Origin of the sequence: Amycolatopsis sp. lyj-346 (assembly GCF_046548975.1) — a bacterium.
GTDB lineage: Bacteria > Actinomycetota > Actinomycetes > Mycobacteriales > Pseudonocardiaceae > Amycolatopsis.
In genome coordinates this window covers 91,072-115,372 of sequence record NZ_JAJPWT010000014.1, presented here as the reverse complement: position 1 = coordinate 115,372, position 24,301 = coordinate 91,072, and the positions used below count along the sequence as shown (strand labels likewise).

Annotated in this window: 15 protein-coding genes; 6 read left to right on the top strand and 9 right to left on the bottom strand. The window is 72.5% G+C overall.

Annotation, left to right across the window (positions count from 1 at the left end):
- Nucleotides 1–6: 6 nt before the first annotated feature.
- From ACLJQE_RS33045 to ACLJQE_RS33005, 9 genes are all read right to left on the bottom strand, one after another.
- Nucleotides 7–879: a TauD/TfdA dioxygenase family protein gene (locus ACLJQE_RS33045; protein WP_410643451.1), complete on the bottom strand. Its 873-nt coding sequence runs from the start codon at nucleotides 877–879 to the stop codon at nucleotides 7–9.
- Between the two features lie 22 nt (nucleotides 880–901).
- Nucleotides 902–9,358 carry an amino acid adenylation domain-containing protein gene (locus ACLJQE_RS33040; protein WP_410643450.1) on the bottom strand — a complete coding sequence of 2,819 codons (8,457 nt, stop codon included), beginning with the start codon at nucleotides 9,356–9,358 and terminating at the stop codon, nucleotides 902–904.
- Nucleotides 9,355–13,233 (bottom strand): non-ribosomal peptide synthetase, encoded by a 3,879-nt coding sequence (locus tag ACLJQE_RS33035; RefSeq protein ID WP_410643449.1) that lies wholly within the window; start codon nucleotides 13,231–13,233, stop codon nucleotides 9,355–9,357. Before ACLJQE_RS33035 ends, ACLJQE_RS33040 begins: the two co-directional genes overlap by 4 nt.
- Nucleotides 13,234–13,435: 202 nt before the next feature.
- The gene (locus ACLJQE_RS33030; protein WP_410643448.1) at nucleotides 13,436–14,341 is read right to left on the bottom strand and encodes a sulfotransferase domain-containing protein; all 906 of its coding nucleotides are present in this window, start codon (nucleotides 14,339–14,341) and stop codon (nucleotides 13,436–13,438) included.
- Between the two features lie 73 nt (nucleotides 14,342–14,414).
- Nucleotides 14,415–15,623, bottom strand: a complete 1,209-nt coding sequence (locus ACLJQE_RS33025) for a cytochrome P450 (RefSeq protein ID WP_410643447.1) — start codon at nucleotides 15,621–15,623, stop codon at nucleotides 14,415–14,417.
- Nucleotides 15,620–16,153 (bottom strand): GTP-binding protein, encoded by a 534-nt coding sequence (locus ACLJQE_RS33020; protein WP_410643577.1) that lies wholly within the window; start codon nucleotides 16,151–16,153, stop codon nucleotides 15,620–15,622. The genes ACLJQE_RS33025 and ACLJQE_RS33020 overlap by 4 nt, the downstream gene beginning before the upstream one ends.
- Nucleotides 16,154–16,205: 52 nt before the next feature.
- Nucleotides 16,206–16,565 (bottom strand): DUF742 domain-containing protein, encoded by a 360-nt coding sequence (locus ACLJQE_RS33015; protein WP_410643446.1) that lies wholly within the window; start codon nucleotides 16,563–16,565, stop codon nucleotides 16,206–16,208.
- Nucleotide 16,566: 1 nt separating this feature from the next.
- Nucleotides 16,567–16,983: a roadblock/LC7 domain-containing protein gene (locus ACLJQE_RS33010; protein ID WP_410643445.1), complete on the bottom strand. Its 417-nt coding sequence runs from the start codon at nucleotides 16,981–16,983 to the stop codon at nucleotides 16,567–16,569.
- Entirely contained in the window at nucleotides 16,980–18,212 is a 1,233-nt protein-coding gene (locus ACLJQE_RS33005) for a sensor histidine kinase (protein WP_410643444.1), read from the bottom strand. Before ACLJQE_RS33005 ends, ACLJQE_RS33010 begins: the two co-directional genes overlap by 4 nt.
- A gap of 400 nt (nucleotides 18,213–18,612) precedes the next feature.
- Between ACLJQE_RS33005 and ACLJQE_RS33000 the strand changes: the two genes are divergently transcribed.
- The 6 genes from ACLJQE_RS33000 to ACLJQE_RS32975 all read left to right on the top strand — a co-directional run bounded on the left by ACLJQE_RS33000 (nucleotide 18,613) and on the right by ACLJQE_RS32975 (nucleotide 24,231).
- A complete protein-coding gene (locus ACLJQE_RS33000; protein ID WP_410643443.1) occupies nucleotides 18,613–18,738 on the top strand; it encodes a hypothetical protein in 126 nt (41 codons plus the stop codon).
- 560 nt (nucleotides 18,739–19,298) lie between these two features.
- On the top strand, nucleotides 19,299–20,900 hold the full coding sequence (locus ACLJQE_RS32995; protein WP_410643442.1) for an asparagine synthase-related protein: 1,602 nt from the start codon (nucleotides 19,299–19,301) through the stop codon (nucleotides 20,898–20,900).
- Complete coding sequence (locus ACLJQE_RS32990; protein WP_410643441.1) at nucleotides 20,878–21,159, top strand: PqqD family protein; 282 nt, start codon at nucleotides 20,878–20,880, stop codon at nucleotides 21,157–21,159. Before ACLJQE_RS32995 ends, ACLJQE_RS32990 begins: the two co-directional genes overlap by 23 nt.
- On the top strand, nucleotides 21,156–21,695 hold the full coding sequence (locus ACLJQE_RS32985; protein ID WP_410643440.1) for a lasso peptide biosynthesis protein: 540 nt from the start codon (nucleotides 21,156–21,158) through the stop codon (nucleotides 21,693–21,695). The genes ACLJQE_RS32990 and ACLJQE_RS32985 overlap by 4 nt, the downstream gene beginning before the upstream one ends.
- The gene (locus tag ACLJQE_RS32980) at nucleotides 21,692–22,441 is read left to right on the top strand and encodes a class I SAM-dependent methyltransferase (protein WP_410643439.1); all 750 of its coding nucleotides are present in this window, start codon (nucleotides 21,692–21,694) and stop codon (nucleotides 22,439–22,441) included. The genes ACLJQE_RS32985 and ACLJQE_RS32980 overlap by 4 nt, the downstream gene beginning before the upstream one ends.
- Entirely contained in the window at nucleotides 22,438–24,231 is a 1,794-nt protein-coding gene (locus tag ACLJQE_RS32975) for an ABC transporter ATP-binding protein (RefSeq protein ID WP_410643438.1), read from the top strand. The genes ACLJQE_RS32980 and ACLJQE_RS32975 overlap by 4 nt, the downstream gene beginning before the upstream one ends.
- Nucleotides 24,232–24,301: the final 70 nt, after the last annotated feature.

Genomic DNA, 24,301 nt, shown 5'->3' with positions numbered 1-24,301 from the left:
CTCCTGTCAGCCTTTGAGCGGGCCGCCGTTGATCGCGACGCGGTGGCCGAAGCGGGTGTGCGGGTAGTAGTCGTACGTCGCGTGGTGCTGGACGCAGCGGTTGTCCCAGAACACCAGCGTGTCCGGCTCCCACCGCACGCGGCACGCGAGCATCGGCCGGTTCGGCACGACCGAGAACAGCAGGTCGAGCACCGCCTGGCTTTCGTCGGCCGACAGCTGCGGGATGCGCGAGGTGTAGGCCGGGTTGACGTACAGCAGCGGCCGGTCGGTTTCCGGGTGCCGCACGACCACCGGGTGCTCGGTGACCGGCGGCTCGTACCCGTCCGGGATCTTGTGGCCGCGGAAGGCGTGCGCGCCGTCGTGGATCGCGGTCAGCCCGGCCAGCAGTTCCTTCAGCTTCGGCGACAGCATGTCGTACGCGAGGTGCATGTTCGCGAAGAGCGTGTCACCGCCGCTGCCCGGTTCGGGCATCCGCGTGATGTGGAGCATCGAGCCCAGCGACGGCTCGGCGTCGGCGGTGCCGTCGGCGTGCCAGCCGTTGCCGAACACGGTGGCCGACTCCGGCGCGGTCGCGACTTCGAGGATGTACGGGTCGCCGTGCTCGGGCGGCGGGTTGACCGGGCGCAGCTCCCCGAAGCTCGCGGCGAGGCGCTTGTGGTCCTCCACCGAGATGTCCTGATCGCGGAACACCAGCACGTGGTGGTCCAGGAACGCGGTCTTCAGCTCGGTGAGCTGGTCCTCGGTCAGTTCCCGCGTCAGGTCGAGGCCGGTGACCTCGGCGCCGATCACCGGCGTCAGGCCCCGCACCGCCAGGGTCCGGTAGCCGCGCGGCGGCCGCGTCGTGATCCGCTTGACGGCGTCGAGTTCGTACTGCTCCATGGTTTCCGTTCCTCCGTGGGTCTCACCGTGCGATGGCCGCGGCCACCGCGCCGACGTGCGGGGTGCGCACGACGCCGTAGTGGGTGGCCGGCAGTTCGTGCCAGTGGCTGGGCTCGGGCAGCAGGGCGCGCCAGCCGGCGCGGTCGGCCACCGGCAGGCCGGGCTCGGGTTCGGCGGCGAGCCAGACGTGGCTGGGCGTCGCGGCCAGCCGGGGCAGCGCGTGCCCGGCCATGCTGCGCAGGTTGGCCCGGCAGGCGCGGGCGAGCCGCCGGGCGTGCTCGCCCGCGGTGCCGCCGGAGGCACCCAGCTCGCGCTCGAAGACGGTCTCCAGCTGCGCGCCGCTGTAGTCCGCGGCGCTCGCCCCGGGCGGCGGCGGGTCGATGAGGTGCAGTGCCCGCACCGGCTGCCCGGCCGCCTCGGCCTCGGCGGCCACGCCGGCCGCGACCCAGGCGCCGAACGACCACCCGGCCAGCTGCCAGGTGCGGCCGGGGAACTGCGTTCGCAGCGCGGTGTGGTAGCGCCGGGCCCGGTCTGCTATGGACCACCCGGGTGGTTCCGGACGGCTCAGCGCGGGGTCGGCGATCACGCAGACGCCGAGTGCCGGATCCAGCGCCTCGACGAGCGGGCGGTAGGCGTGGACGTCCCCGCCGATCGGGTGCACGAGGCACACGACGTCGTCGCCGGTCCCTTCGCGCCAGACCTGCACGACCACTTCGCCGGTGTCGGCGGCGGTCTCCAGCCGGGCCAGCAACGCCGACATCGTGACCTCCGGGCCGAGCCAGGCGAGGTCGAGGTCGACGCCGTAGAGGCGTTTCACCGAGTCGACGACGTCCAGCAGGGTCAGGGAGTCGGCGCCGAGGTCGTAGAGCGGGACGTCGGGGTCGAGCTCGGCGACCCCCAGCAGGGCGCGGACTTCCTCGGTCAGGTCCGCTTCGGCCGGCTTGGCCGCCGGGGTGGTGTCCCGCTCGTGGAACGCCCGTGCGGCGTCGAGGCCGGTCGTCGCGACGAGCAGCTGCGGCAGCCCGGACCCCAGCGCGCGGGCGAAGGTGCGCCTGCCCTCGTCGTCGCTCAGGCCGACGGCGAGGTGCGCCTGGTGCCGGGCGTCGGTCTCCAGCGCCGTGACGGCCATGCCGCTGTCGCGCCAGACGTCCCAGCCGATGGCGAGCCGGGCGGTCGGGCCGTCGCGGTGGGCGAGGGCGTCGAGGAACCCGTTGGCGGCGGCGTAGTCGAGCTGACCGGTGCCGCCGAACTGCGCGGACAGCGACGAGCAGTAGACGGCGAAGGCGGGCCGGTCGCGTTCGATGAGCTGTTCCGTGAGCAGGGCACCGGCGAGCTTCACGGATTGCGTGCCTTCGCCGCGGGTGACGATCAGGCCGCCGTCGGGGACCCCGGCCGCGTGCACGATCCCGGTGAGGGGCCCGGGGATCGCGTCGGCGGTGACGGTGGTGAGGTCGGCGGCGAGCAGGTCGACGCGGCCGGCCCACGGTTTGAGCGCCTCGGGCAGGAAGGGGCGGCGGGCGAGCAGGACGACGCGGCCGCCGGTGCGGGTCAGCAGCTCTTCGGCGACCGCGGTGCCGATGCCGCCGGTGCCGCCCAGGACGAGGTGGGTGCCGTCCGCCGGGACGGGCTCGCCGGCCTCGACGGGGGCGCTGTCCTGCGTCCACCAGAAACCGGCGCGCAGCGCGACGCGTGCCGGTGGGGCCGGCCCGGTGAGCAGGTCGGCGAGGGGGTCGAGGGCCGGGCCGGGGAGGTCGACCCAGTGGCCCGGTACCCCGCTTTCCTGCGGGCCGACGGCGGTGATCCCGGCGAGCAGCCCGGCTTCGGGGCGGGTGACGGCGGTGTTCGCGGGCACGGCACCGGCGGAGACCCACCACGTCCTGAGCAGACGGTCGTGGCCGGCGCGGAGCAGGGCGGCCGGGGTGTCGAGGCAGGCCCGGCGTGCCTGGTTCAGCGACGGCTCGCCGACGGGGCCGGTGACGCCGAGGGGGAGGGTGTGGAGCCAGTCGATTTCGCGGTCCGGCAGGGCGTCGAGGACCTGCCGGAGGTGGGCGGCGTTGCCGGGGTCGGCCTCGAAGGCGTCGGGGCCCCGGCGGGTGAAGTGGCCGGCCGCGTGCACCCGCACGACGCGCGGGTAGGCGGCGTCGAGGGCGGGCGCGGTCAGCGGACCCTCCCCGGAGATGACGAGCACGCGATCGGCTCGGCGGCCGGAGGCTGCCGCCCGCCGGAGCCGGACCCAGGTGGGCTGGTGCAGCCACGCCCGTTCGGGCACCCGCACGACGGCGGCCTTCCGCGCGAAGTCGAAGTCCCGCACGGCAAAAGCGGGCGGCGGAAAGTCCCACGGTGCGGCGGCGGGGGACGGGCCCCAGTCAACGAAAGCCCCGCCCACCCAGGCAGTAGCCACCTCGGCGCCGGACCGCTCGGCGCCCCAAGCGGCACTTTCACGTGAAAGCTCGGCCTCCTGGGGCTCGGCCGTGCGCAGCCACTCGACTGCTGCGGCCGCGTCCTCGCAGGGTGCCGCCATGCGCCAGCGGGCGTGCGGGCGGCCTGACTGCAGGTGCCGGAGTACGTCCACATAGGACGCCGGGTGGGCCGTCAGGTACGCCGCCACGCGGGCCGCGTCGAGCCGCAGGGCCGCTGCGCTGCGGGCCGACAGCACCAGGCACCGCGCCGGGTCCGGGCGTGCGGGTGGCACCGGGCGGACCGGCTCCAGGACCACGTGGGCGTTCGTCCCGCCGATGCCGAAGCTGCTCACCCCGGCCACCCGCGGTCCGGCCGGCCACGGCTCCGCCCGCGTCGGCACCCGGAACGGCCCCAGGTCCAGTGCCGGGTTGGGCGCGCGGAAGTCCACCGTCGGCGGGAGCACGCCGTGGAACACCGCCAGCGTCGCGCGGATCAAGCCCACCACCCCGGCCGCCGCGCCCAGGTGGCCGAGCTGGCTCTTCACCGACGACAACGCGCAGCCCGCCGCGTCGGGCATCGCCTCGCGCAGGGCCGCGACCTCGATCGGGTCGCCGAGGCGGGTTCCGGTCCCGTGCGTCTCCACGTAGCCGACGTCGGCGCCCGAGCGGCCGGCCCGCCGCAGTGCGGTCCGGATGGCCGCGCGCTGGCCCGCCGGGGACGGTGCGCTGTAGCCCTGCTTCACCGCGCCGTCGTTCGTCAGTGCGGAGCCGGTGATCACCGAATACACCGTGTCGCCGTCGCGACGAGCTGCCGAAAGCGGCTTCAGCACCACCACGCCGACGCCGCTGCCGCCCACCGTGCCGTCCGCGTCGTCGCTGAACGGACGGCAGTGCCCGTCCGCCGAAAAGATGTGCTGCGGCCGGTACCGGTACCCCTCGGCCAGGGTGACGTCGACGAGCACCCCGCCCGCCAGCATCACCTCCGCCTCGCCGCCGCGCAGCATCGCCGCCGCCTGGTGGACCGCGACCAGCGAACTCGAACACGCCGTCTGGGTCGTCAGCACCGGGCCCGTCAGGTCGAGGTGGTACGCCACCTTCGTCGCCAGGAAGTCCTTCTCGTGGTGCAGGGCCAGCTGGAAGCCGTCGGGCAGCGCCGCCGGGTCGGCCTCGCGCAGCATCTGCTGGAAGTAGGTGTTCTCGCCGCAGCCCGCGATCAGCCCCACGCCGGCCCCCGAACTGAGCCCGGCGTGCGACAACGCCTCCACGCACGCCATCAGCAGCTGCCGCTGCTGCGGGTCCATCAGCGCCGCGTCGCGGTGGCTGATCCCGAAGTACCCGGGGTCGAACGCCAGTGGATCGGCCAGGAGGCTGCGCGCGCCGACCAGGCCCTCGGCGGCCGGGAACTCCTCGATGCCCCGGCGACCCGAAACGACCAGGTCCCAGAACGCGGCCAGGTCCCGTGCGCCGGGCAGCCGCACCGCCATGCCGACGACGGCCACCGGCTCGCCGGCCGCGGGCCGGGCAGCCGTGGTGGCCGCGGCCGGGCCGCGCTCGAGGTGCCGCGTCAGGTCCCGCAGGGTGACGTGCTCGAAGAGGTCCGCCACGGTGAACCGGTACCCGGCTTCGGCGCAGCGCAGGTGAAACCGCATCAGCGCCAGCGAGCCGGCGCCGGCGGCGAAGAACGTCTCGTCGGGACCGATCGGTGAACCGGTCACCTCCTCGAACAACGCCGCGAGCTCGCCCGCCGGCCGGGCCGCCGTCCGGTGGAGGTCCGTCCCCGGCACCCGGGAAGCGGCGTCCCGGTCCAGCTTCCCGCTCGGCGTGCGCGGCAGGGCGCCGACGACGCGGAAGCGGTCCACCCGCGCGTGCGGCGGCAGCAGCGGCCGCAGGAAATCCGTCAGCTCGGCAGCCGGCGGCGTCCGGCGGCACTCCAGGACCGCGGTCAGCCTGCCGTCCTCGACCGCGACGACCGCGTTGACGACGTCCGGGTGCCGCAGCAGCGCGGCCTCGACCTGCCCGAGTTCCAGGCGGTGCCCGCTGAGCTTGACCTGCCGGTCGGCGCGGCCGTCGAAGTGCAGCAGCCCGGCGCGGTCGAAGTGCGCGAGGTCGCCGGTGCGGTAGTGCAGCTCCGGCAGTTCGGCGAACTTCTCCGAAGCCGCTTCGCCGAGGTAGCAGCGGTTCGCCGGAAGACCGCCGATGAGCAGCTCGCCGGCCTGCCCCGGCGGCAGGGGCGCGCCCGCGGCGTCGGCGACCCGCAGGACCGCGTTCGCCACCGGACGGCCGATGGCGGGCCGGTCGGGCCAGCCCGCGGGATCGCCGTCGAGGGTCAGCGCGCTGACGACGTGCGTTTCGGTCGGCCCGTAGTGGTTGTGCAGGCGCGCGCCGGGCAGCCCGGCGAACCACCGGCGGATCGACGGCGTGCACACCAGCTGCTCGCCCGCGGTGACCACGTCCCGCAGCCGCGCCGGGTACCGGCCGAGCCGGACGCCGTGCTCGGCGAGCAGCTGCAGGGCGACGTACGGCAGGAAGATCCGCTCGATGCCGGCGGTGTCCAGCTGCGCCAGCAGGGCCGGGACGTCGTGCCGCCACTCCGGGCGGATCAGGTGCAGCCGGCCACCGCCGCACAGCGTCGTGAAGATCTCCTGGAAGGACACGTCGAACGACAGCATCGAGAACTGCTGCGTTGCCGCCGGCGGTGCGTCCTGCCACTGCAGCAGGTTGGCCAGCGTGCGGTCCGGGACGCGCACGCCCTTCGGCACGCCGGTCGAGCCCGAGGTGAACAGCGTGTAGAGCGGCCGTCCGGCGCGGCGGGCCGGCACGTCCGGCACCGGCCCGCCGGTGAGCGTGACGTACCGCCGCTCGACGTCGGTCTCGAACGGTTCCCCCGGCGCGAGCAGCACGCAGCGCGGCCGGACCCGCTCGAGCATGGCGTGCAGCAGTTCCGGCGGGTACGCGGGATCCAGCGGCACGGCGGTGATGTTCAGCCGCGCGAGGGCGAGCAGCGCGACGACGTGTTCGGCGGACGGCCGGAAGTACAGCGCGATGTCCGTGGCGTCCGTGGGCAGGGTGGCGGCGAGCCGGGCGGCGTGCGCGTCCAGTTCGGCGTAGGTCAGCGTCGTGTCGCCGGTCAGCGCCGGGGCGTCGGGCGTCCGCGCGACCTGACGCGCGAAGCCTTCGGCCACGGTCTCCCACGTCAGCTCGGCGTCGGCGCCACGGCCGTGGTCGTGGCGGCCCGGAGTCCGGGCGTCGCCGTGCAAGGCGCGGTCGAAGACTTCGCCGAGCGCCGCCGCCTCGGCTTCGGTGAAGTGACCTTCGCCGTATTCCCACAGGCAGTCGAAGCCGTCGGGGCGTTCGACGACCGACAGCGTGAGCGCGCACTTCGCCTCGGCCGCCTCGATCCACTGTGGACTGACCGAGCAGCCGGGCAGGCTCAGTGCGCCGAAGTCGGTGTTCTCCAGGACGAACAGGTAGTCGAAGGCCGCGTAGCCGGGGTCCAGATCGGCGAAGGCGACGTCCTGCTGGTCCAGGGCCGCTCCCGACGCTGCGCCGAGCCGCCGGAGCTGGGTGTCCAGATCCTCGTCCGGGTCCACGGAAAGCGGGACCCGCACGGTGTTGGCGAACATCCCGACACTGTCTTCGAAGGCTCGTACCGGCCGGTTCGCCACCGGCGCGGCAATCCGCGGCCGGGTCCGTCCGGTCACCGCGTAGAGACTCCACGCGAACACGCCGAGCAGCAGCTGGAACCGCGTCAGGCCCAGCTCGGCAGCCCACTCGTCGACGCGCTCGCGGTCGAGGCGAGTCGTGTGCAGCCGCCCGGCCAGGGATGCTTCGGCGAGCGGCTCGGCGTCGTCGGAGCGCCCGGTCAGCTGGGCGCGGTAGCCGGGGGAGGCGAACCAGCGGGCCTGCCAGGCGGCGAAGTCGAGTGGTGTGGGCGCGTCCGGTCGTGGTGCCGCGCCGGACAGCTCGCGGAAGAGGACGTTGAGCGACCAGCCGTCGACCGCGATGTGGTGCAGGCACAGCAGGAACGTGCCATCGGGACGCCAGGCCGCGCGCAGCAGCCGGCCCGAGGCGAGGTCGAAGGGCGCGGTGAAGAAGCCGCCGGACGGCTCGGTCCACGGGTCGTACGCCGGTTTCGTCACCTGCCGCAGGCCGTCGGTCGTGGCCTCGAACGCGGTGCGCAGCGCCGGGTGCCGCGCCACCAGGCCGCGCACGTCCCGGCGCAGGGCCTCGAGGTCAGGGGCGCCGGTGAGCCGGAAGGCGAGCGGCACGTGGTACGCCGTGGATGTGGGATTTCGTTGCTGCACCAGCCAAAGCCGCTGCTGCTCACTGGTGGCGGGTGCGGTGGCCGCGGTGGTCGGTGCGCCCGGCTCCGGGTAGGCCGCGCGCCCCGCCCCCAAGATCGCCGCGGCGAGCTCGGCGAAGGTCCCGCGCTGCACCACCGACGGCGCCAGGTCCGCACCCCAGCGCTCGCGGATGGCGAACCGCAGCCGCAACGCCTTGAGCGAGTCGCCGCCGGACCGCAGCCACGTGTCGCCGGGATGAAGATCCGGGACGTCGAGGGTCTCCGTGACGACATCGAGGACTTCGCGCTCCCACGGCGTCGCGTCGCCACCGGTGTCCGGCCGCCACGGCGGGAACCCGCCCGCCAGCAACGCGGCTTCGTCGACCTTCCCGTTCGCGTTCCGGGGCAGCTCGCCGACGCGGAACACGTGGTGCGGGCGCATGTAGGCCGGCACCGTCTCGGCCAAGTGCGCTTCGAACGCGGTGAAGGACAGCTCACCCGCCACGACGAAGGCGAGCAGCTCGGCGGTGGCCGCGCGGCGCACGGCCACGTGGACCTGCCGGACCTCTGGGTGGGCGAGCAGCCGCTGCTCCAGCTCACCCGGCTCGATCCGGAACCCGCGGACCTTGACCTGCCGGTCGGTGCGTCCGACGTAGGCATACCGCCCGCCCGGCAGCACGCGCACCAGGTCGCCGGTGCGGTAGAACCGCGCGCGGCCCTCGTCCAGCCACGGCAGCCGGACGAACCGCCGCCCGGTCTCCGCGGGCAGGCCGCGGTAGCCGAGGGCGACGCCCGCTCCGGAGAGGTACAGCTCGGCGACCTCGCCTTCGGCGGCCACGCGCTCGTCCGGTGTCACCGCGACCGCGCCGGTGCCGGGCAGCGGACGGCCGATCGGCACGACATCGCCGTCGAAGCCGCGGGGGATGGCGTAGCTGAGCGCGAACGTCGTCGTTTCGGTCGGGCCGTAGCCGTTCTGCAGCCGCGTCGGCGAGTCCGGGTTGGCCCGGTACCAGCGGCGGATCAGCGGGGCGTTGAGCTGCTCGCCGCCGATGACGACCCGGCGGACGGTGGCGAAACTGCCCGGCACGGTCTCGGCGACCGCGTTGAACAGCGTCGCGGTCACGAACATCGTGTCGATGCGTTCCCGGACCAGCGCGTCGGCGAACGCCTGCGGGTCGCGGACGGTGTCGTCGTCGAGGATCACGCACGTGCCGCCGGTCAGCAGCGGCACCCACACCTCGAAGCTGATGGCGTCGAACGCGGGGTTGGCCAGGCAGGCGAACCGCGTGCCGATGTCGAGCCAGCCGGGTTCGGCCAGCCGCAGGACCCCGGCGTCGCGGACCTCGACGCCCTTCGGCCGCCCGGTCGTGCCGGAGGTCGAGAAGAGGAACGACGCCGGCCCGGGCGCTTCGGGCACACCGGCTTCCGCGGCCGGCGCCAGGAGTTCGGCGGGGGACAGCGGCGGCAGGCCCGGCAGCCCGTCGTGGACGACGGCGGCCGCGCCCGCGTCGGCGAGGATGCCGTCGCGGCGCGCGGGCGGGCTCTGCCGGTCCAGCGGCACGACCTGGCCGCCGAGCCGCAGCACGCCCAGCATGACCTGGATCAGCTCCGCCGAGCGCGGCAGGCCGACGGCGACCGCGTCACCCGGGCGGATGCCCCGGCGGCGCAACGATTCCGCGACGGCGGCGGCTCCCGCGTTCAGCTCGGCGTAGGTGAGGCGGCGGGCGCCGTCGGACACGGCGAGGGCGTCCGGGTGCCGCAGGGCCCGGTCGTGGACGCGGCGGGCGATCGAGGTCATCGGGCCGCCAGCTCGGCCGTGCTGATCTCTTGGGTGATGACCTTGGCGACCAGCGGCAGCGCGTCGCTCTCCAGCATGTCCCAGTGCCCGCAGTCCGCGGGGACGACCTCGAACTCGCCGCGGACGCGGCGGCGCCAGAACTCGGCGGTGCCGGGAACGGTGTCCTCGCCGACGGCCTGCACGAAGATCACCCGTGCCGCCGTCTCACCGGGGTCGTGCTCGCGCGCGGTCAGCCGGTTGTGGTTGTACGTGCGGTGGTAGCGCTCGATCTGCGCGTCCTCGATCCCGGGGTACATCCCGTTGAAGCGGACCAGTTTTTCGCGGAACTCGGCCGCGGGCACCGGCTCGATCGCCGCCCGCGCGGCCGGGTCGTCGGTGGCGGTGGTGTCGAGCAGGACCACGCTGACGCGCGGGTGGTGCCCGGCGAGCCGGCGGCCCATCTCGTAGGCGACCAGACCGCCGTAGGACAGTCCACAGAGGACGAGAGTCTCCGACGGCCGCGGGTCGACGAGCCGCAGGTACTCCTCGGCCATCGCTTCGACGCTCGGCAGTGGCTCTTCGCCGGCGTTGAGCCCGGGGGACTGGATCCCGAGAACCCCGGCGTCCTCGGGCAGGGCGGCGCTGAGCGGCAGGTAGCAGAACGCCGTGCCGCCCGCCGGGTGCACGCAGACGACGCGGGCCTGCCCGTCGCCGCGGCGGAGTTCGATCAGGCTGCCGCCGCCGGACGGGTGGTCCGCGCGCAGCAGCGCGGCCTGCGCCTCGATGGTCGGGTGCAGGATGACGTCCCGGATCGGCAGCTCGCGGCCGAACTCCGCACCGATGGCGTGGGCCAGCTTGATCGCCGAGATCGACGTGCCGCCGACGTCGAAGAATCCGTCCGAGACGCCGATCGCGGGGTGCAGCAGCAGGTCACGCCAGATCCGCAGCAGGGCCAGCTCGACGTGGTCGCGCGGGGCGGCGGTGTTGACCGGGTTGCCGGGCGCGCTCGTGCGGGCGTGCGCCAGGACGGCGTCGCGGTCGAGCTTGCCGCTGCGGCTCAAGGGGAGCCGGTCGAACTCGGCGAACACCGACGGGATCATGTAGTCCGGCAGCCGGCCGGCCAGCGCGGCCCGCCACTCGTGCGGGGTCCGGCTGCCGCCGGCGACCCCGGCGACGAGCCGCGGTTCGCCTTCGCGGTCCACCAGCACGGCGGCCTCCCGGACGCCGGGCACGGCCAGCAGCGCGGCCGTGACCTCGCCGGGTTCGATGCGGAACCCGCGCAGCTTGATCTGGTCGTCGCGACGACCGGCGTACTCGGCGTCCCCGTCGGGAAGCCACCGGGCCAGGTCTCCGGTGCGGTACATGCGTTCGCCGGGCACGAAGGGGTCCGCGACGAACCGCTCGGCGGTCGGCCCCGGCCGGTGCAGGTACCCGCGGGCCAGGCAGTCGCCGGCCAGGAAGACCTCGCCCACGACGCCCGGCGGCACCGGACGCAGCCGCTCGTCCAGCAGGTACAGCCGCGAGCCGGGCAGCGGCCGTCCGATCGGCGCCGGGCGGTCCCGTGGCCGCGGGTCGAAGTGCGCGGTCGCGTAGAGCGTGGCTTCGGTCGGCCCGTAGCCGAAGCAGATCCGCAGGCCCGGCAAGGCGGCGGCGAGCCGGGCGAGCGCCGCCTCCGGCAGGGGTTCGACGCCGGTCAGCAGCTGCCGCAGCGCGAGCCCGTGGACGCGGGCGGGGTCTTCGTCGATCCACCGGACGTACGCGGGTGGCAGGAAGGCCTGGACCACTTGGTGCTCCCGGAGCCACGCCATCAGCGCGGCCGGGTCGGGCCGGACGTCCTCGGGCACGACGTGCAGCACGGCACCGGTGGTCAGGGGCAGCAGTAGTTCGTGCACCGAGGCGTCGAAACCGATGCTCGACCACGCCGACGTGGCTTCACCGGGCGTCGCCCCGAAGCGGTCGAGCCACTGGTCGAAGAGGGCGAGGACGCTGTGGTGGGTGACGGCGACCCCCTTCGGGCGCCCGGTCGAGCCGGAGGTGTAGATCACGTAGGCCGGGTCGCCGGGCTCGGTCGTGACCGGTCGCCGGATCTCGTCGCCTTCGGCTTCGAGGTCGCCGGCGTCGTCGCCGAGGACCAGCACCGGGCCCGCGTCCTCGACCATCGCCGCCCGCCGGGCGGCCGGCTGGGCCGGGTCGAGCGGGAGGTAGGCGGCCCCGGTCTTCAGCACGGCCAGCACGGCGGTGACCAGGTCCGCCGACCGTCCACTGAGGACGCCGACGACCCGGCCGCGGCCCGCCCCGCGCGCCCGCAGGGCGTTCGCCAGTTTCGTGCTGCGGCGGTCCAGCTCGCCGTAGGTGCGCGTCCGGCCGTCGCAGACGAGCGCGGGGCCGTCCGGGGTGGCGTCGGCGTGGCCGGTGAACCGGTCGACGAGCCCGCCGGGACGCCGTCGCGGCCGCGGACCGGTGCTCCAGGCGGTGAGGATCTCGTGGCGTTCGGCGTCGTCGAGCAGCTCGTAACTCGCGATGTCGGCGCCGGGCCGCGTGGCCAGCTGCTCCAGCAGCCGGACGAGGTAGCGCGCGTACCGCTCGGCGGTCGGGTGGTCGAAGAGGGCGACGGCGTAGTCGAGGTGCCCGAGCACGTCGCCGTTCTCGTCGGCGAGGCCGAGAGCGAGGTCGAACTTCGCGGGGGCGTGCTCGACGTCGAGGGGTTCGACGGTCACGCCCGGCAGCTCCAGGAGGTCGTGCTGGGTCGGCACCCAGGCGAACATCGTCTGGAACAGCGGGGTGTGCGCCGGGCTGCGCGGCGGGTTCACCAGCTCGACGACCCGTTCGAACGGCAGCTCGGCGTGCTCGATCGCACCCCGCAGGGCGGCGCGGACCTCCTTGAGCAGGACGGCTCCGGTGCGGGAACCGGACAGCTCGGCACGCACGGCCAGGGTGTTGACGAAGAACCCGAGCGTGCCGGGGTACTCGCCGGCGGCGCCGCGGTTGGCCGTGGGGACGCCGACAACGATGTCAGTTTGCGTGGAAAGTCGGGATAGCAGCAGGGACCAGCAGGTCAGGATGGTGGAGTAGAGCGTGCCGCCGTGCTCGCGCGCCACCGCCTTCAGCCTCGCGGTGAGGTCCGGCCCGAGCGAAACGGGCACCCGCGCGCCGCGGAAGTCCTGCCGGGCCGGCCGCGGCCGGTCGGCGGGCAGCTCCAGCACCGGCGGCACGCCGTCGAGCCGCTCCCGCCAGTAGGCCTCGTGCGGCGCCGGACCGGCGCCGGCCAGCCAGTCCTGCTGCGCCAGGGCGTGTTCGCGGTACGGCCGAGCGGGCGCCAGATCGGCTTCCGCACCGCTCAGCTGAGCGGCGTAGAGGACGCCGAGTTCGCGCAGCAGCAGGCTGCGGGACCACCCGTCGAAGACGACGTGGTGCACGGTGATCAGCAGAACGTGGTCCTCGCCGCCGCCTCGGCCCCGGTCGTCGCCCCGAAACTGTCGGTGCTCCCCGGTAGCGTGGAGATCGGGGGGCGGCGCCCCAGCCTCAACCCCGGCCCCGGCCAGCAGCCGTGCCCGTGCCAGCGGCGCCCGCGCGAGATCGAACGGCTCGAACGCCTCGGCACGCCGGAGATCGGCCGCTTCACCCGGCCGCCCGGCGAGGTCGGTGACGACGCACGGAAACCCGTGGCCGGGTGGTTCGACCACCTGCACCGGCCTGCCGTCTTCGACGACGATCCGGGTCCGCAGCGCTTCGTGCCGGTCGGCGAGCGCGTCGAACGCCCGCTGCAGCGCCGCGCGGTCCAGCGGCCCGCGCAGCGTGAACGCCATGGTCTCGTTGTAGGCCGCTCCCGCCCCGTCCAGCTGGGAAACGGTCCAGAGGCGCTGCTGACCGGACGACAGCGGGGCGGACACTCGCATCGAAAACGGCCTTCCGGGACGAGGCGGGCGAACCGGTACTGCTTTGTGCCGTCGCAGCCGAGTGGGGGAAACGCTCTCTGTTTGCCGCGTCAGTTAACACCACACCGTCGGGTGATGACGAGAGGAGATCGATGTTTGCCCGGAAGTCCCGGTGCCGTGGGTAAAGCGGCCGTGGCTAAAGCGGTCGTGGGTAAAGCGGCCGTCAAGCGTCAGCGCGATTCGACCAGCCCGCATGAAGCCACGAAGCGAGGTCGGGCGGGGCCAGCTCGGCCACGCGCCGGTGGTAGTGGTCGACGGCGGCGGAATCGAGCAGCTCGCGCCACTGGCCGCTGGTCCCCGACCGGAAGAACGCTTTGTTGCTGCGCCACAGCTTCGCGTCGACACCGGGGGCCAGCTCGTCGGCCCGGCTCCGCATGCGGTCGAACGTCGCCGCGGCGGCGAGCTGCTCGAGCCGCTGCGGAGTGGTGTCGATCGCGAGCGCGGTCGCCAGGCGTCGCAGCTGGCCGGGCAGGTCCGCGTTGAGGTCCGCGTAGTGGAACAGCGCCACCTGCGGCTCGTCGCGGCGGTCCCAGAACGTCCGCACGTGGTGGACCAGGTTCGCCAAGCTCACGCCGAACGAGGCCGACTCGGGCGCGGGTTCCGCGTCCGCCCACAGCCGGAACCGTTCGAGCGGATCGGCCGGGGGCGGCGCGACGACCTGGAGGCCGCCCGCGGTGATGGCGTCGGGGTGGATGTTGGCCACCGCGTGGTCGAACGACAGCATGGCGTCCCGCGGGTCACGCCCGACGCAGACGTAGGTCGCCCCTTCCTCGAACGGCAGGCCGTCGAGCGGGGTGTGCGTCTTGACGAACCGCCGGTGTGACCGGCTCTCGAGGTCGGCCAGGATCGCCGCGGTGTCGTACGTGGTCGCGTCCAGCCACGGGGAGAGCTCGGTGAGCGGCCGGGGAAGTTCGGTGGTGTCGAAGACCAGCAGCGCGCACAGCATCTGCAGCCACGTCGTGCCGCACTTCGGTGGCGTGCTGAGCACGATGTCCCCGGCGCGGAAGCGGAAGCGGTCCCACAACGCGCTGTCGGACACCACTGTGCGATACCGCCGCAATCCGCCCATTTCCGGCTCCCCGCCTGGTGAGTCGCCAGAATCCCACGGTCCCGGCGCGCGGGCTATCCGCGAGCCGGGGGAATCACCAGGCCGGCGTGAACTTCACCGGCAGCGCCGCCAGGCCGCGGAACAGCGGCGACGGCCGCCAGGCCAGCGTGCCGGCCGGCACCGCCAGTTCGACGTCCGGGAGCCGGTCGAGCAGGACCTCGATCGCCGCCTCGGCGATGACCTTGGCGATCTCCTGTGCGGCGTACGGGCACCGGTGTTCGCCGTGGCTGAACGACAGGTACGCCTGGTTGCCGGTCGAGGCCTGCGGGACCGGCCGGACGAGCGGGTCCTGGTTGGCCGCGGCGAGCCCGAGGATGAGCAGGTCGCCCGTGCGGATCTGCCTGCCGCCCAGCCGGAGGTCGTGCACGGCGAACCGGCCCGGGAAGTTCTGGGTCGGCGTGTCCTCCCAGAGCACCTCGTTCAGCGCCTGGCCGACGCTCCGGCGTCCGCCGGACAGCGTCATCGCGAAGCGGTCGTCGGTGAGCATCAGCCGCAGGGTGTTGCCGATCCAGTAGGCGGTGGGCAGCTGGCCCGCGTTCATCAGGTGGAGCAGATCCTCGGTGATCTCCTCGTCGGCGAGCGCGGCCGGGTGGGTCAGCAGCCGCGACGTGAGGTCCGGCCCGGGGTGGCTCCGCTTGGAGCCGACCAGGCGCCGCACCTTTTCCCGGACGCGCGCGTAGGCCTCGTTCGCGCCCTCGCCGGCGGCGTGCGTCCGGTAGACGTCCCGCACCAGGTCGGCGGTTTCCGCGTCCGGCACGCCGATCATCCGGGCGACGACGGGCAGCGGTATCCCGTCGGCGTACCGGGTGATCAGGTCGGCCTCACCGCTGCCGGCGAAGGCGTCGATGAGCTGATCGGCCACCTGCTGGGCCCGCGCACCCAGCTCCAACTGGTCGACGGCGCCGAGTGCCTCGTCGAGCGCCTCGGCCCGTCGCCGGTGTTCGGCGCCCTCGGCGAACATCATCGTGGGCTGGTGGGCCAGCAGCGGGAGCAGCGGCCAGTCGGGCGGGACGCGGTCCCAGGCGTTCCAGCGCCGCGAGTCGCGCCCGAAGACCTCCGGATTGCTCACGACGTACTGCACTTCGCGGTAGCCCAGCACCAGCCACGCCGGCACGTCCCCGTCGAGCAGGACCGGGGCGACCGGCCCGTGCGTGCGCCGCATCTCCGTGTAGAGATCCGCGGACGTCTGCTGGAACCGCGGCCCGGACAACGGCGTGGCGGCTGCGGATCGGAGGGTGCTCATGGCGTGGTCTCCCGTGCCGAGGACAGGGCGAAGAGGTGGTGGACGAGGGAAAGTAGGACGGCCTTGCTGGAGTCGCGCCGCCGGGCGTCGCAGTCGATCAGCGGCACGCCGTCGGGCAGGTCGAGCGCGTGGCGCACCTGGTCCAGGCTGTGTTCCGGTTCGCCGAAGTTGTTGCGGGCGACGATGAACGGCGTCCCGTGGTGTTCGAGGCGGTCGATGGCGTACCAGGAGTCGGCCAGCCGGTGGGTGTCCACCAGCACGACGGCGCCCAGCGTCCCGGCGAACAGGCGATCCCAGAGGAACCAGAACCGCTCCTGGCCCGGTGCGCCGAACAGGTACAGCACCAGGTGCTCGTTCAGGCTGATCCGCCCGAAGTCGAACGCGACCGTGGTGGTGGTCTTGCCGGGCGAGGCGCCGTCGTCGATCCCGACGCCCGCCTGCGTCATGGTTTCCTCGGTGCTCAGCGGCCGGATTTCGCTGACCGAACCGACCATGGTCGTCTTGCCGACCCCGAACCCGCCGACGATCACGATCTTCAGCCCGTCCCTGGCGGTGCTCGGCAGCGGGGTGCGGACGTCCTGGTCAGAGCTTCTGCAGTCCAACGAGTACCTGCTTCAGGGTTTCGAGATCGGGCAGCTCGGCGTCGGCGGGAGCCGAGGACGGGTGGCGGGCGGTGATCCGGCCGGTGTCGAGCAGGTCGCACAAGAGGATCTTCACGACGCTCACCGGGAGGCCCAGTTCCGAGGAGATCTCCACCATCGCCGTCGGGTGGCGGCACAGGCGCAGGATCTTGACGTGCTCGGACTGCATGCCCGGGACCGGATCGCCTTCGCTCACGATCAGCGTCACCAGGTCCAGCGCGCTCTCGTCCGCGCGGCTGCGCCCGCCGGTGACGGTGTACAACCGGTCCGGGTCCTCGCGGTGGAGGTGTTCCCGGGTCATGTCACCCGGCCGCGGTGTGCTGCTGGGGACGGGGCGGGGCGGTCAGGTACTCGCCGAGCTGCTCGACGAGCTCGTTCATGTTGTGGCCGATGAGGCCCACGTCCGCGTCGTCGGCGGCGATCACGGCGAGGTGGGCGCCGGCGCCGGCTTCCACGATGAACAGCATCCCGCCGTGGAACTCCGTCATCGACTGGCGCACACCGCCGGTACCGTCGCCGAACTCGATGGACGTCCCGTACGCCAGGCTTTGGATGCCCGAGGCGATGGCGGCCAGCTGGTCGGCCTGGTCGATCGTGAGCTCGCGGGTGTGGCAGAGCTTGAGGCCGTCCTTGGACAGCACCAGGGCGTGCCGGGTGCCTGGCGTCCTGCTCCGGAGGTTCTCCAGCAGCCAGTCGAGATCGTGCTCCGTGGTGTTCATCGGCTGTCCTCCGAAGGAGCGGAAGGGCGGGTTCCCCGGCCGGCCGCGTGGAACGCTTTGAACTTCGCCCCGGCGTCGGCGCGAGCCGGGGCGGGACTCGCCGGCGGCGGTACCGGCTTGGGCGCGGCCGCCAGCGTCTGCCCGCGACGGCGCTGCGGCAGCCCGGACGATGCACTCTCCACTGTGGACACGACGGCGGGTGGCGTGTCCCCCTTCGCCGGGCTCGGCGTGACCGGCGGAGCTGCCGGTTCGGGCTGGGTGATCAGGAGCCGGGGGATCATGACCACCACTCCGGTGCCGCCCCGCGCGGACGGCCGGAAGTGCACGGTCAACCCGTGCTTGCGCGCCAGGCACCCCACCACCGCCAGGCCCAGCCGGGTACCGGACAGCGTGGTCAGGTCCAGCGGCTCGGCGGACACCGCCCGCACCGCCCGCTCGAGTGCCGCGGGACCCATGACGAGACCGCTGTCTTCGATCGTGACGACGACACCCGCGTGCACCTCCTCGACGTACACGTGCACGTCCTCCGACGGAGGGGAGAAGCTGGTGGCGTTGTCCATCAGTTCCGCCAGGGCGTGCATGACCCCTTCGGCGGCGTACCCGGCGACCGCGACGGTGCTGGTCGAGTGCGTCCGCACGCGCTGGTAGGCGCTGATGCGCCCCATCGCTCCGCGCAGGATGCTTTCCATCACGATCGGCTTGGTCCAGCGACGGCCGGACCGCGCTCCGGTCAGCACCGCGATGCTGTCCGCCAGGCGGCCGGCCTGCGCGGTGCTGTGGTCGAGGGCGAGCAGGTCGCCGAGGACCTTCTCGTCGTGGCGGCCTTCCATCTCCCGCAGGTCGGCCAGCATGCTGGTGGCCAGTGCCTGGACGCGCCCGGCGGCGTTGGCGCAGGCCGCCGTCGTGGCCGCGCGTCTCCGCTCACCGCGGCTGATCTCCTGCGCGATCGTCTCCAGCAGCCGCCGGTGCGCGTCGCCGGTCGAGCTCGGCAGTTCGGCGAGGGCGGTCTCCGCCGACGCCCCGTCACGCACCCGCCGGACCACGGCGGGCAGCGTGTCGTCGGCCAGGCGGGCGACCTCCGCGTCCAGCGCCGCGATCCGGCCCCGGTAGTGGCGGGCGGCCTGCGTGCCGTACGCGGCGAGCGTGACCGCCGCACAGACCACGGCGGCAGCCACTCCGCCGTACCAGGCCACGAACGTCCGGTCCGCCGCGGACACGCCGGCTGTCATCCACCACCACACTCCGCCGGTGATGACGATCGCGGCCGGCAGGACGAAGAGGGCTCGACCCCCCGGCAGGCGTTCCGCCTGACTGTGAGCGGGTAAGTGCACTGGCATCGATCAGGTCCTCGTGGGGCGGTCGGAGACAGGGACTTCAGGGGTGCGGAGCCGGATCGCACCACGCGGCGAGACCTTAGCGTCCATCTTTCCCGTCCGTAAGGGTCAATCGCGATGGCACAACTTCGCCTGCCATCGATATTTCCGGACAGCCAATCACCAACGGTGTTTCCTCCTGTTGATGGACAAACACGATCGGCGGAGTGACGGCACTGCGCCCCGGCTGGGTCCGCGCCGAGTTCCACGAGCGCTGTGCACGCGCTGGACCGAGTCGGCCACGTAGTACTTCTGCTTGAAAGCGGAGGTCGTCAGGAAAGCCGCGGCTGTGGGCGCCGTCGACCTCCTTGTCAAGATGCACCGCGGCCACGTGGTGGCCAAACGGACCATCCTGGACGCCGAACTGCACGAAGCCGGCTGATACGTGCGCCGAATGGACGGCGCGGCGGTGTGGTGAATGACCCATTCACCACATCCGACGACCTGAACGACTCTTTCATGTCGTCAGTTCAGCTGTTGCTTCACTCTGTTATCGGTCGCCGCACTGGTGGGGGCTACCTAGAATTGGCGACCCGGTGCGCTATTTGAGCGCATCGAACGATAAAACCCAGGGAAGGAATACATCGTGGACGAGAAACGGCCGTTCGAAGAGCCGACGATCACGGAGTTGGGTGCGGTTGAGGAGCTTACTGCGCACGGCGATCTCCTGCTGCCCGACTCTCCCCACCAGAACGCGCTGATCTAAGGATGTCCACCCCTTCCTCCCCGGGTGTTCCCTGGGGAGGAAGGCTTCCGGCGCAACCGATCCTCGTTTCGAGGACGTGAACGGAACAGGGGTCGCAGGTGAATGGTGTTCCGGTCGCTGTCGCGGATTACCTCGGCTGTTATGGCCGTGTTGACTTTGGTGCCGGCCCGGCCCGGGTCGGCTATGCGGCGGTCCCGTTCGGGAATCGTCCGGCGCCGGCCACCGGCGGTCAGGCGGTGCAATGGTTGCACCCGGCCGCGAACACGGTGCCGGCGCAGCCGGGCGACCAAGAATTCCTTCTCCTGTCCGGCGTGGTGACGGGGCCGGTTTCACCGGAGTGGGTGCGGGATATCGCCGTCGCGTTGCGGGATGGCCGTTACGCCGATTTGCGGCGGGTGCCGGGAGATCTGGCCGGTGTACTGGTGACGCCGGAAAGGGTGTACCTGTTCCGCAACATGAGCAGCGTCGAAGGGCTGATGTACCGGCGGAGCGGTGCGTCGTTCCGGTGGTCGACAGATCCGACCGATCTGCTGGACGAGGGGTGCGAGGAGTTCGACCTGGCGGCCATCTGGCGCTGTTGCCGCAGCGACCAGCACTTCATCTACCGCAACGTGACCCCGGTGCGTCCGGGCGAAGTCGTGATCGCCGACCGGCACGGGATCAGCAAGGTCGATTTCGACCCCGTCATCCCGTTGGACGTGCCTCGGCGCACTTCGCTGGCCGAGTACGCCGAGCTGACGTACGAGCTGATCCTGGACGCGGTCCGGCCGTACGCGGCCAGTGGCCGGGTGGGGATCATGCTCAGCGGCGGCGTGGATTCCGCCTCGGTGCTGTGCGCGTTGGCCGACCTCGGCGCCGACGTGGTCGCCTACCACTACGCCGGCGATGATCCGCTCGCCGACGAGTCCGGCAATGCCCGATCCGTCTGTGCGCGTCTCGGAGTGCCGTTCGTGCCGGTCGAGGTGGATACCGGGGACGGCTACCTGTCCGAAGAGTGGGTGTTGCCGCATCCCTTCACCGCCTACGCCTTCCGTTGGCTGGAGCAACTCGCCGAACGCGCTCACTCCGACGGCATCAGGCTGATGACCTGGGGCCGCGAGGGGGACATGATCTTCGGCCCCGGTACCGGCTACGGCCTGTACAACCTGCTGCGAGACGACGTGAGCCTGCCGGAGAAGCTCGCCGTGTGCCAAGGGCTGGTGAGCTCGCGGTGGGAGCTTTCCCGCCTGCTTAAAAGCATCACCCCGTCGGGCGCGCTGAACCGGCTGCCCGCGCCCAGTGGGGACACCACGCCGCGGACGGACTTCCTGACGCCGTTGACCGTGCCCGATGACCGGTTCGACTTCGAGTACGCCACCAGGGAACACACGATGGACCTCACCTCGTGGCGTCCCCGGGGAACGGTGCTGGCGAACCCGCTGGGCGACCGGAACCTCCGGCGGCTTTCCGCGCGGCTGCCGCAGGCGTACCGGCTGTTGCCCCACCAGGGTGCGTTGATCACCAAGCCGGTGCTGCGGCTCGCGCTGTCCGGCCGGGTGCCCGGAGAGGTCTGGCGCAAGTGCGGACGGCTGTACCTGCAGTCACCGCACAAGACGTACGCGCTCAACCACCCCGAGGTGTTCGCCCGCCTGATCGGCCGTCCGGATTCGGAGCTGGTGCGCAGGGGAGTGGTCGATCCCGATCGGCTGGCCAGGGTGCTGTCCGAGCCGGCACTGCTGCGGCGCAACACCCAGAGCTTGATCGCCTCGGCGATGACGGAGCTGTTCCTGCGCAGCCACGAGAACAAGACCTACCGCACCGGGAAAGGAGAACGCGGTGTCCTTGCTGCAACTGGCTGAGCACGCCGTCTTCGATGACACCGATGAGGCCGGTGTCATCCTCGACACCCGCCAGAGTGTCTACTTGAGCCTCAACGTGACGGCCACCTGCATCCTTCAGGTCGCGTTGCGCCACGACACCGCCGACGAGGTGATCGCGCGGCTCCGGGACCGGTTCGCGGCCACCGACGAGACGTTGCGGGCCGGGCTGGACAGCCTCACCGCCGAACTCGGCCGTCGTGCCCTCCTGGCCACGGCAACCCGGCGGGAGTCCCGATGAGCACACCGGACTGGGAGTTCTTCCTCACCGACCCGGACCCGGCCACCCAGCCGCCGCCGGTGCCGTGGCGGCTGCGCCGGTATGCGATGGCCCGCACCGCCAGGGCATTGTGGACGTACCGCAAACACGGTTGGCCGCGCGCGTACCCGTACCTGCAGCGGCTGTGTCCCGGGCCTGGCGCCGCGGCGCTGACCGCAGTCGATCACGGCACCGCGATCCGCCTCGCCCGCCGGGAGATCTTCTTCGCGCAGCTGGTCGCCCGCGTTCTCCTGCCCAACGGCCTGTGCCTGCCCCGTTCGTTCGCCTTGGCGACCTACCTCAACGCCATCGGCTCGCCGGCCCAGGTGATCGTGGCCAGGGGAAAGACCGCGGCCCTGCCCACGCACGAGTTCCATGCCTGGACCCAGCTGCACGGCTCGGTGCTCAACGACTTCGCCGACGTCCTGCTCGGCTACACCGTGCTGCAGCGGGTTCCCACTCGCGGGCAACCACAACCGACCGCGGACACAGCCGGCGCCCCTGGAGAATCCCGATGAAGGACTGGGAATGGTTCGACCGGGACGCCGACAGCTACGAGGAGAACCTTCCCGTCGTCGAAGGCCTTGGCCGGGCTTTGGCGGACTTCGCGGGTCTGGCTCCGGGCCTGCGGCTGCTCGACGTCGGCAGCGGCACCGGCGCGGTCGCCCGCCCCGCACTGACCAAGGGCTGCCGGATCACCGCCATCGACATGGCCCCCAACATGCTGCGCAAGCTGCAGACGGACCTGCCGGAGATCACCGTCCGCCGCATGGACGTCACCCGGCTTGGCCTCCCCGACGGCTCCTTCGATGTGGTGCTCGCCGGCTGGGTCCTCGACATCCTCGACGATCCGGCGGCCGCGGTGACCGAGATCCACCGCGTGCTGGCCCCCGGCGGAACGTTCGCCGCCTCGGTGAAATGCCCGCTCGAACAACGCTGGTATTGGTTCCGCGACATGGTCGACGAGCTTGGTCCACGGGAATACACCCCGCGCCCGCCCATCGATGTCCCCGCGTTGCTCGCCGAGGCCGGGTTCGGCGCCGTCGAACGTCGGCTCGTCGAACACCCGAGACGGTTCGGTGACCCCGAGGCGCTGTGGAACCGGCTGATGTCGGCGCTCTCCGCGAGCAATCGGCTGCCCGCCGAACGTGCCACCGAGTTCCGCGAGCGGTTCCTCGCCCATGCCCGGCGGATGCACGCCGACGGCGACCTCGTCGTCCACCAGGACTCCGAACTGTTCCGGGCGAAGGCCACCACGACATGACCGCGACCCTCCGCCACCACGGCGAGCGGGCCGGCAGCACCACGGATCCCGGCACGCCGGATCCGCCGCCGCGAGTACGGCTTCGGGACCTGCTGCGTACCGCGCGTGGCCACGGACGGCCGGTGACGGCGGCGATTCTGCTGTCCTTGCTCGGGACGGGCCTGCGGTTGCTCCAGCCGGTCCTGGCCATGGCGATGATCAACGCCGCGGCCGACGGGCGCGACCTGGGCCGGCTGCTGGGCGGGCTGGTCGCCGTCTTCGTCGCGCAGGCGGCCACCGAAGGCCTCGGCCGGTACCTGCTGGAGCGCACCAGTGAGGGCATCGTGCTCGGCCTGCGGCTCGGGCTCATCAACCGCCTGCTCCGGCTGCGCCTCCGGACGCACCGCGCACAGCGGATCGGCGATCTGATTTCCCGGGCGGGCACCGACACCACCCTGCTGCGCGATGTGGTGACCTACGGCCTGGTCACCATGGTGACCGGCGGTTTCGCCGTCGGCGGCGCCATCGCGTTCCTGATCTGGCTCGACTGGATGCTCTTCAGCCTCGTCGTGATCACCATCGCGGTGGGCACCACGCTCGTCACCACCGTCCTCCGCGGCATCCGCAGCGCGAGTGAACACGCGCAGGACGACGTCGGCGCCATGATCGCCGACCTGGAACGCGCCATGACCGTGACGTGCACGGTCCGCGCCAGCCGCGCGGAAGACCGCGAAGCCACCCGCATCGGCGGCAGCGCCCGAGCCGCCTGCACCCAAGGTGTGCGGGCGGCCAAGCTCAGCGCCGTCATCAGCCCGATCACCCAGCTGACCGTCAACGGCGCACTGATCCTGGTGTTCATCATCGGCGGCATCCGCGTCGCCAACGGCAGCATTCCCCTCGGCGACCTGGTCGGGTTCCTGCTCTACATGACTTACTTGATCTCTCCGCTGGCCGCCCTCTTCAGCGCCGCCGGCACGGTCCAACGCGGTCAAGGCGCACTCCCGCGCATCAACGACGCCATGGCCCTGCCCATCGAACAACACCACGACAGCCCGCCCGCCGAAGCCACCCCACCCGCGACCGACGCGGCCCTGGAGTTCCGCGACGTGTGGTTTCGCTACGACCGACGTCCCGTTCTCCAAGGCGTCTCCTTCCAGCTGCCCCGGCACACCCGAACCGCCCTCGTCGGTCTGTCCGGGGCCGGCAAGTCCACCATGATCGCCCTCATCGAACGGTTCTACGACCCCGAGCGCGGCTCGATCCTGATCGACGGGTACGACTGCCGCACCCAGCTGACCCTCGCCGAAACCCGCGGCCGCATCGGGCTGGTGGAGCAACACGCGCCGGTCCTGCACGGCTCACTGCGCGACAACCTCACCTACGCCGCACCCGACGCCGGCGAAGACGACATCCGCCGGGTGCTGGAGCTGGCCAACCTCGACGACCTGGTGCACCGGCTACCCCACGGCCTGGACAGCCCGGTCGGAGAACACGGCACCCGGCTGTCCGGCGGCCAACGTCAGCGCATCGCCATCGCCAGAGCCCTGCTGCCCCGGCCCAGCCTGCTCCTGCTCGACGAACCGACCTCGAACCTGGACGCCACCAACGAAGCCGCCTTCCAGCGGGCGATCGACCAACTGACCACCGAATGCACGCTGCTGATCATCGCGCACCGCCTCTCGACCGTCCGCATGGCCGACCACATCCTGGTGCTCCACCACGGACGGCTCACCGCCGCCGGCACCCATGACGAACTGCGACGCACCAGCCCCGTCTACCGCAACCTCACCGCCGGGCGGCTCCACGCTTGAGGTGGTGATGAGACCAGTCTTCACCGCACGATCAGCGCCAGCGGTGATCGACATGGCTCGAACCGGTTCG

What these genes read in the sequence shown, in the direction of transcription:
- ACLJQE_RS33005 (WP_410643444.1), bottom strand. Translation starts at nt 18,212, where the DNA reads ATGACAGCCGGCGTGTCCGCGGCGGACCGGACGTTCGTGGCCTGGTAC.
- ACLJQE_RS33015 (WP_410643446.1), bottom strand. Translation starts at nt 16,565, where the DNA reads ATGACCCGGGAACACCTCCACCGCGAGGACCCGGACCGGTTGTACACC.
- ACLJQE_RS32980 (WP_410643439.1), top strand. Translation starts at nt 21,692, where the DNA reads ATGAAGGACTGGGAATGGTTCGACCGGGACGCCGACAGCTACGAGGAG.
- ACLJQE_RS33025 (WP_410643447.1), bottom strand. Translation starts at nt 15,623, where the DNA reads ATGAGCACCCTCCGATCCGCAGCCGCCACGCCGTTGTCCGGGCCGCGG.
- ACLJQE_RS33010 (WP_410643445.1), bottom strand. Translation starts at nt 16,983, where the DNA reads ATGAACACCACGGAGCACGATCTCGACTGGCTGCTGGAGAACCTCCGG.
- ACLJQE_RS33040 (WP_410643450.1), bottom strand. Translation starts at nt 9,358, where the DNA reads ATGACCTCGATCGCCCGCCGCGTCCACGACCGGGCCCTGCGGCACCCG.
- ACLJQE_RS33030 (WP_410643448.1), bottom strand. Translation starts at nt 14,341, where the DNA reads ATGGGCGGATTGCGGCGGTATCGCACAGTGGTGTCCGACAGCGCGTTG.
- ACLJQE_RS33035 (WP_410643449.1), bottom strand. Translation starts at nt 13,233, where the DNA reads ATGCGAGTGTCCGCCCCGCTGTCGTCCGGTCAGCAGCGCCTCTGGACC.
- ACLJQE_RS32975 (WP_410643438.1), top strand. Translation starts at nt 22,438, where the DNA reads ATGACCGCGACCCTCCGCCACCACGGCGAGCGGGCCGGCAGCACCACG.
- ACLJQE_RS32985 (WP_410643440.1), top strand. Translation starts at nt 21,156, where the DNA reads ATGAGCACACCGGACTGGGAGTTCTTCCTCACCGACCCGGACCCGGCC.
- ACLJQE_RS33045 (WP_410643451.1), bottom strand. Translation starts at nt 879, where the DNA reads ATGGAGCAGTACGAACTCGACGCCGTCAAGCGGATCACGACGCGGCCG.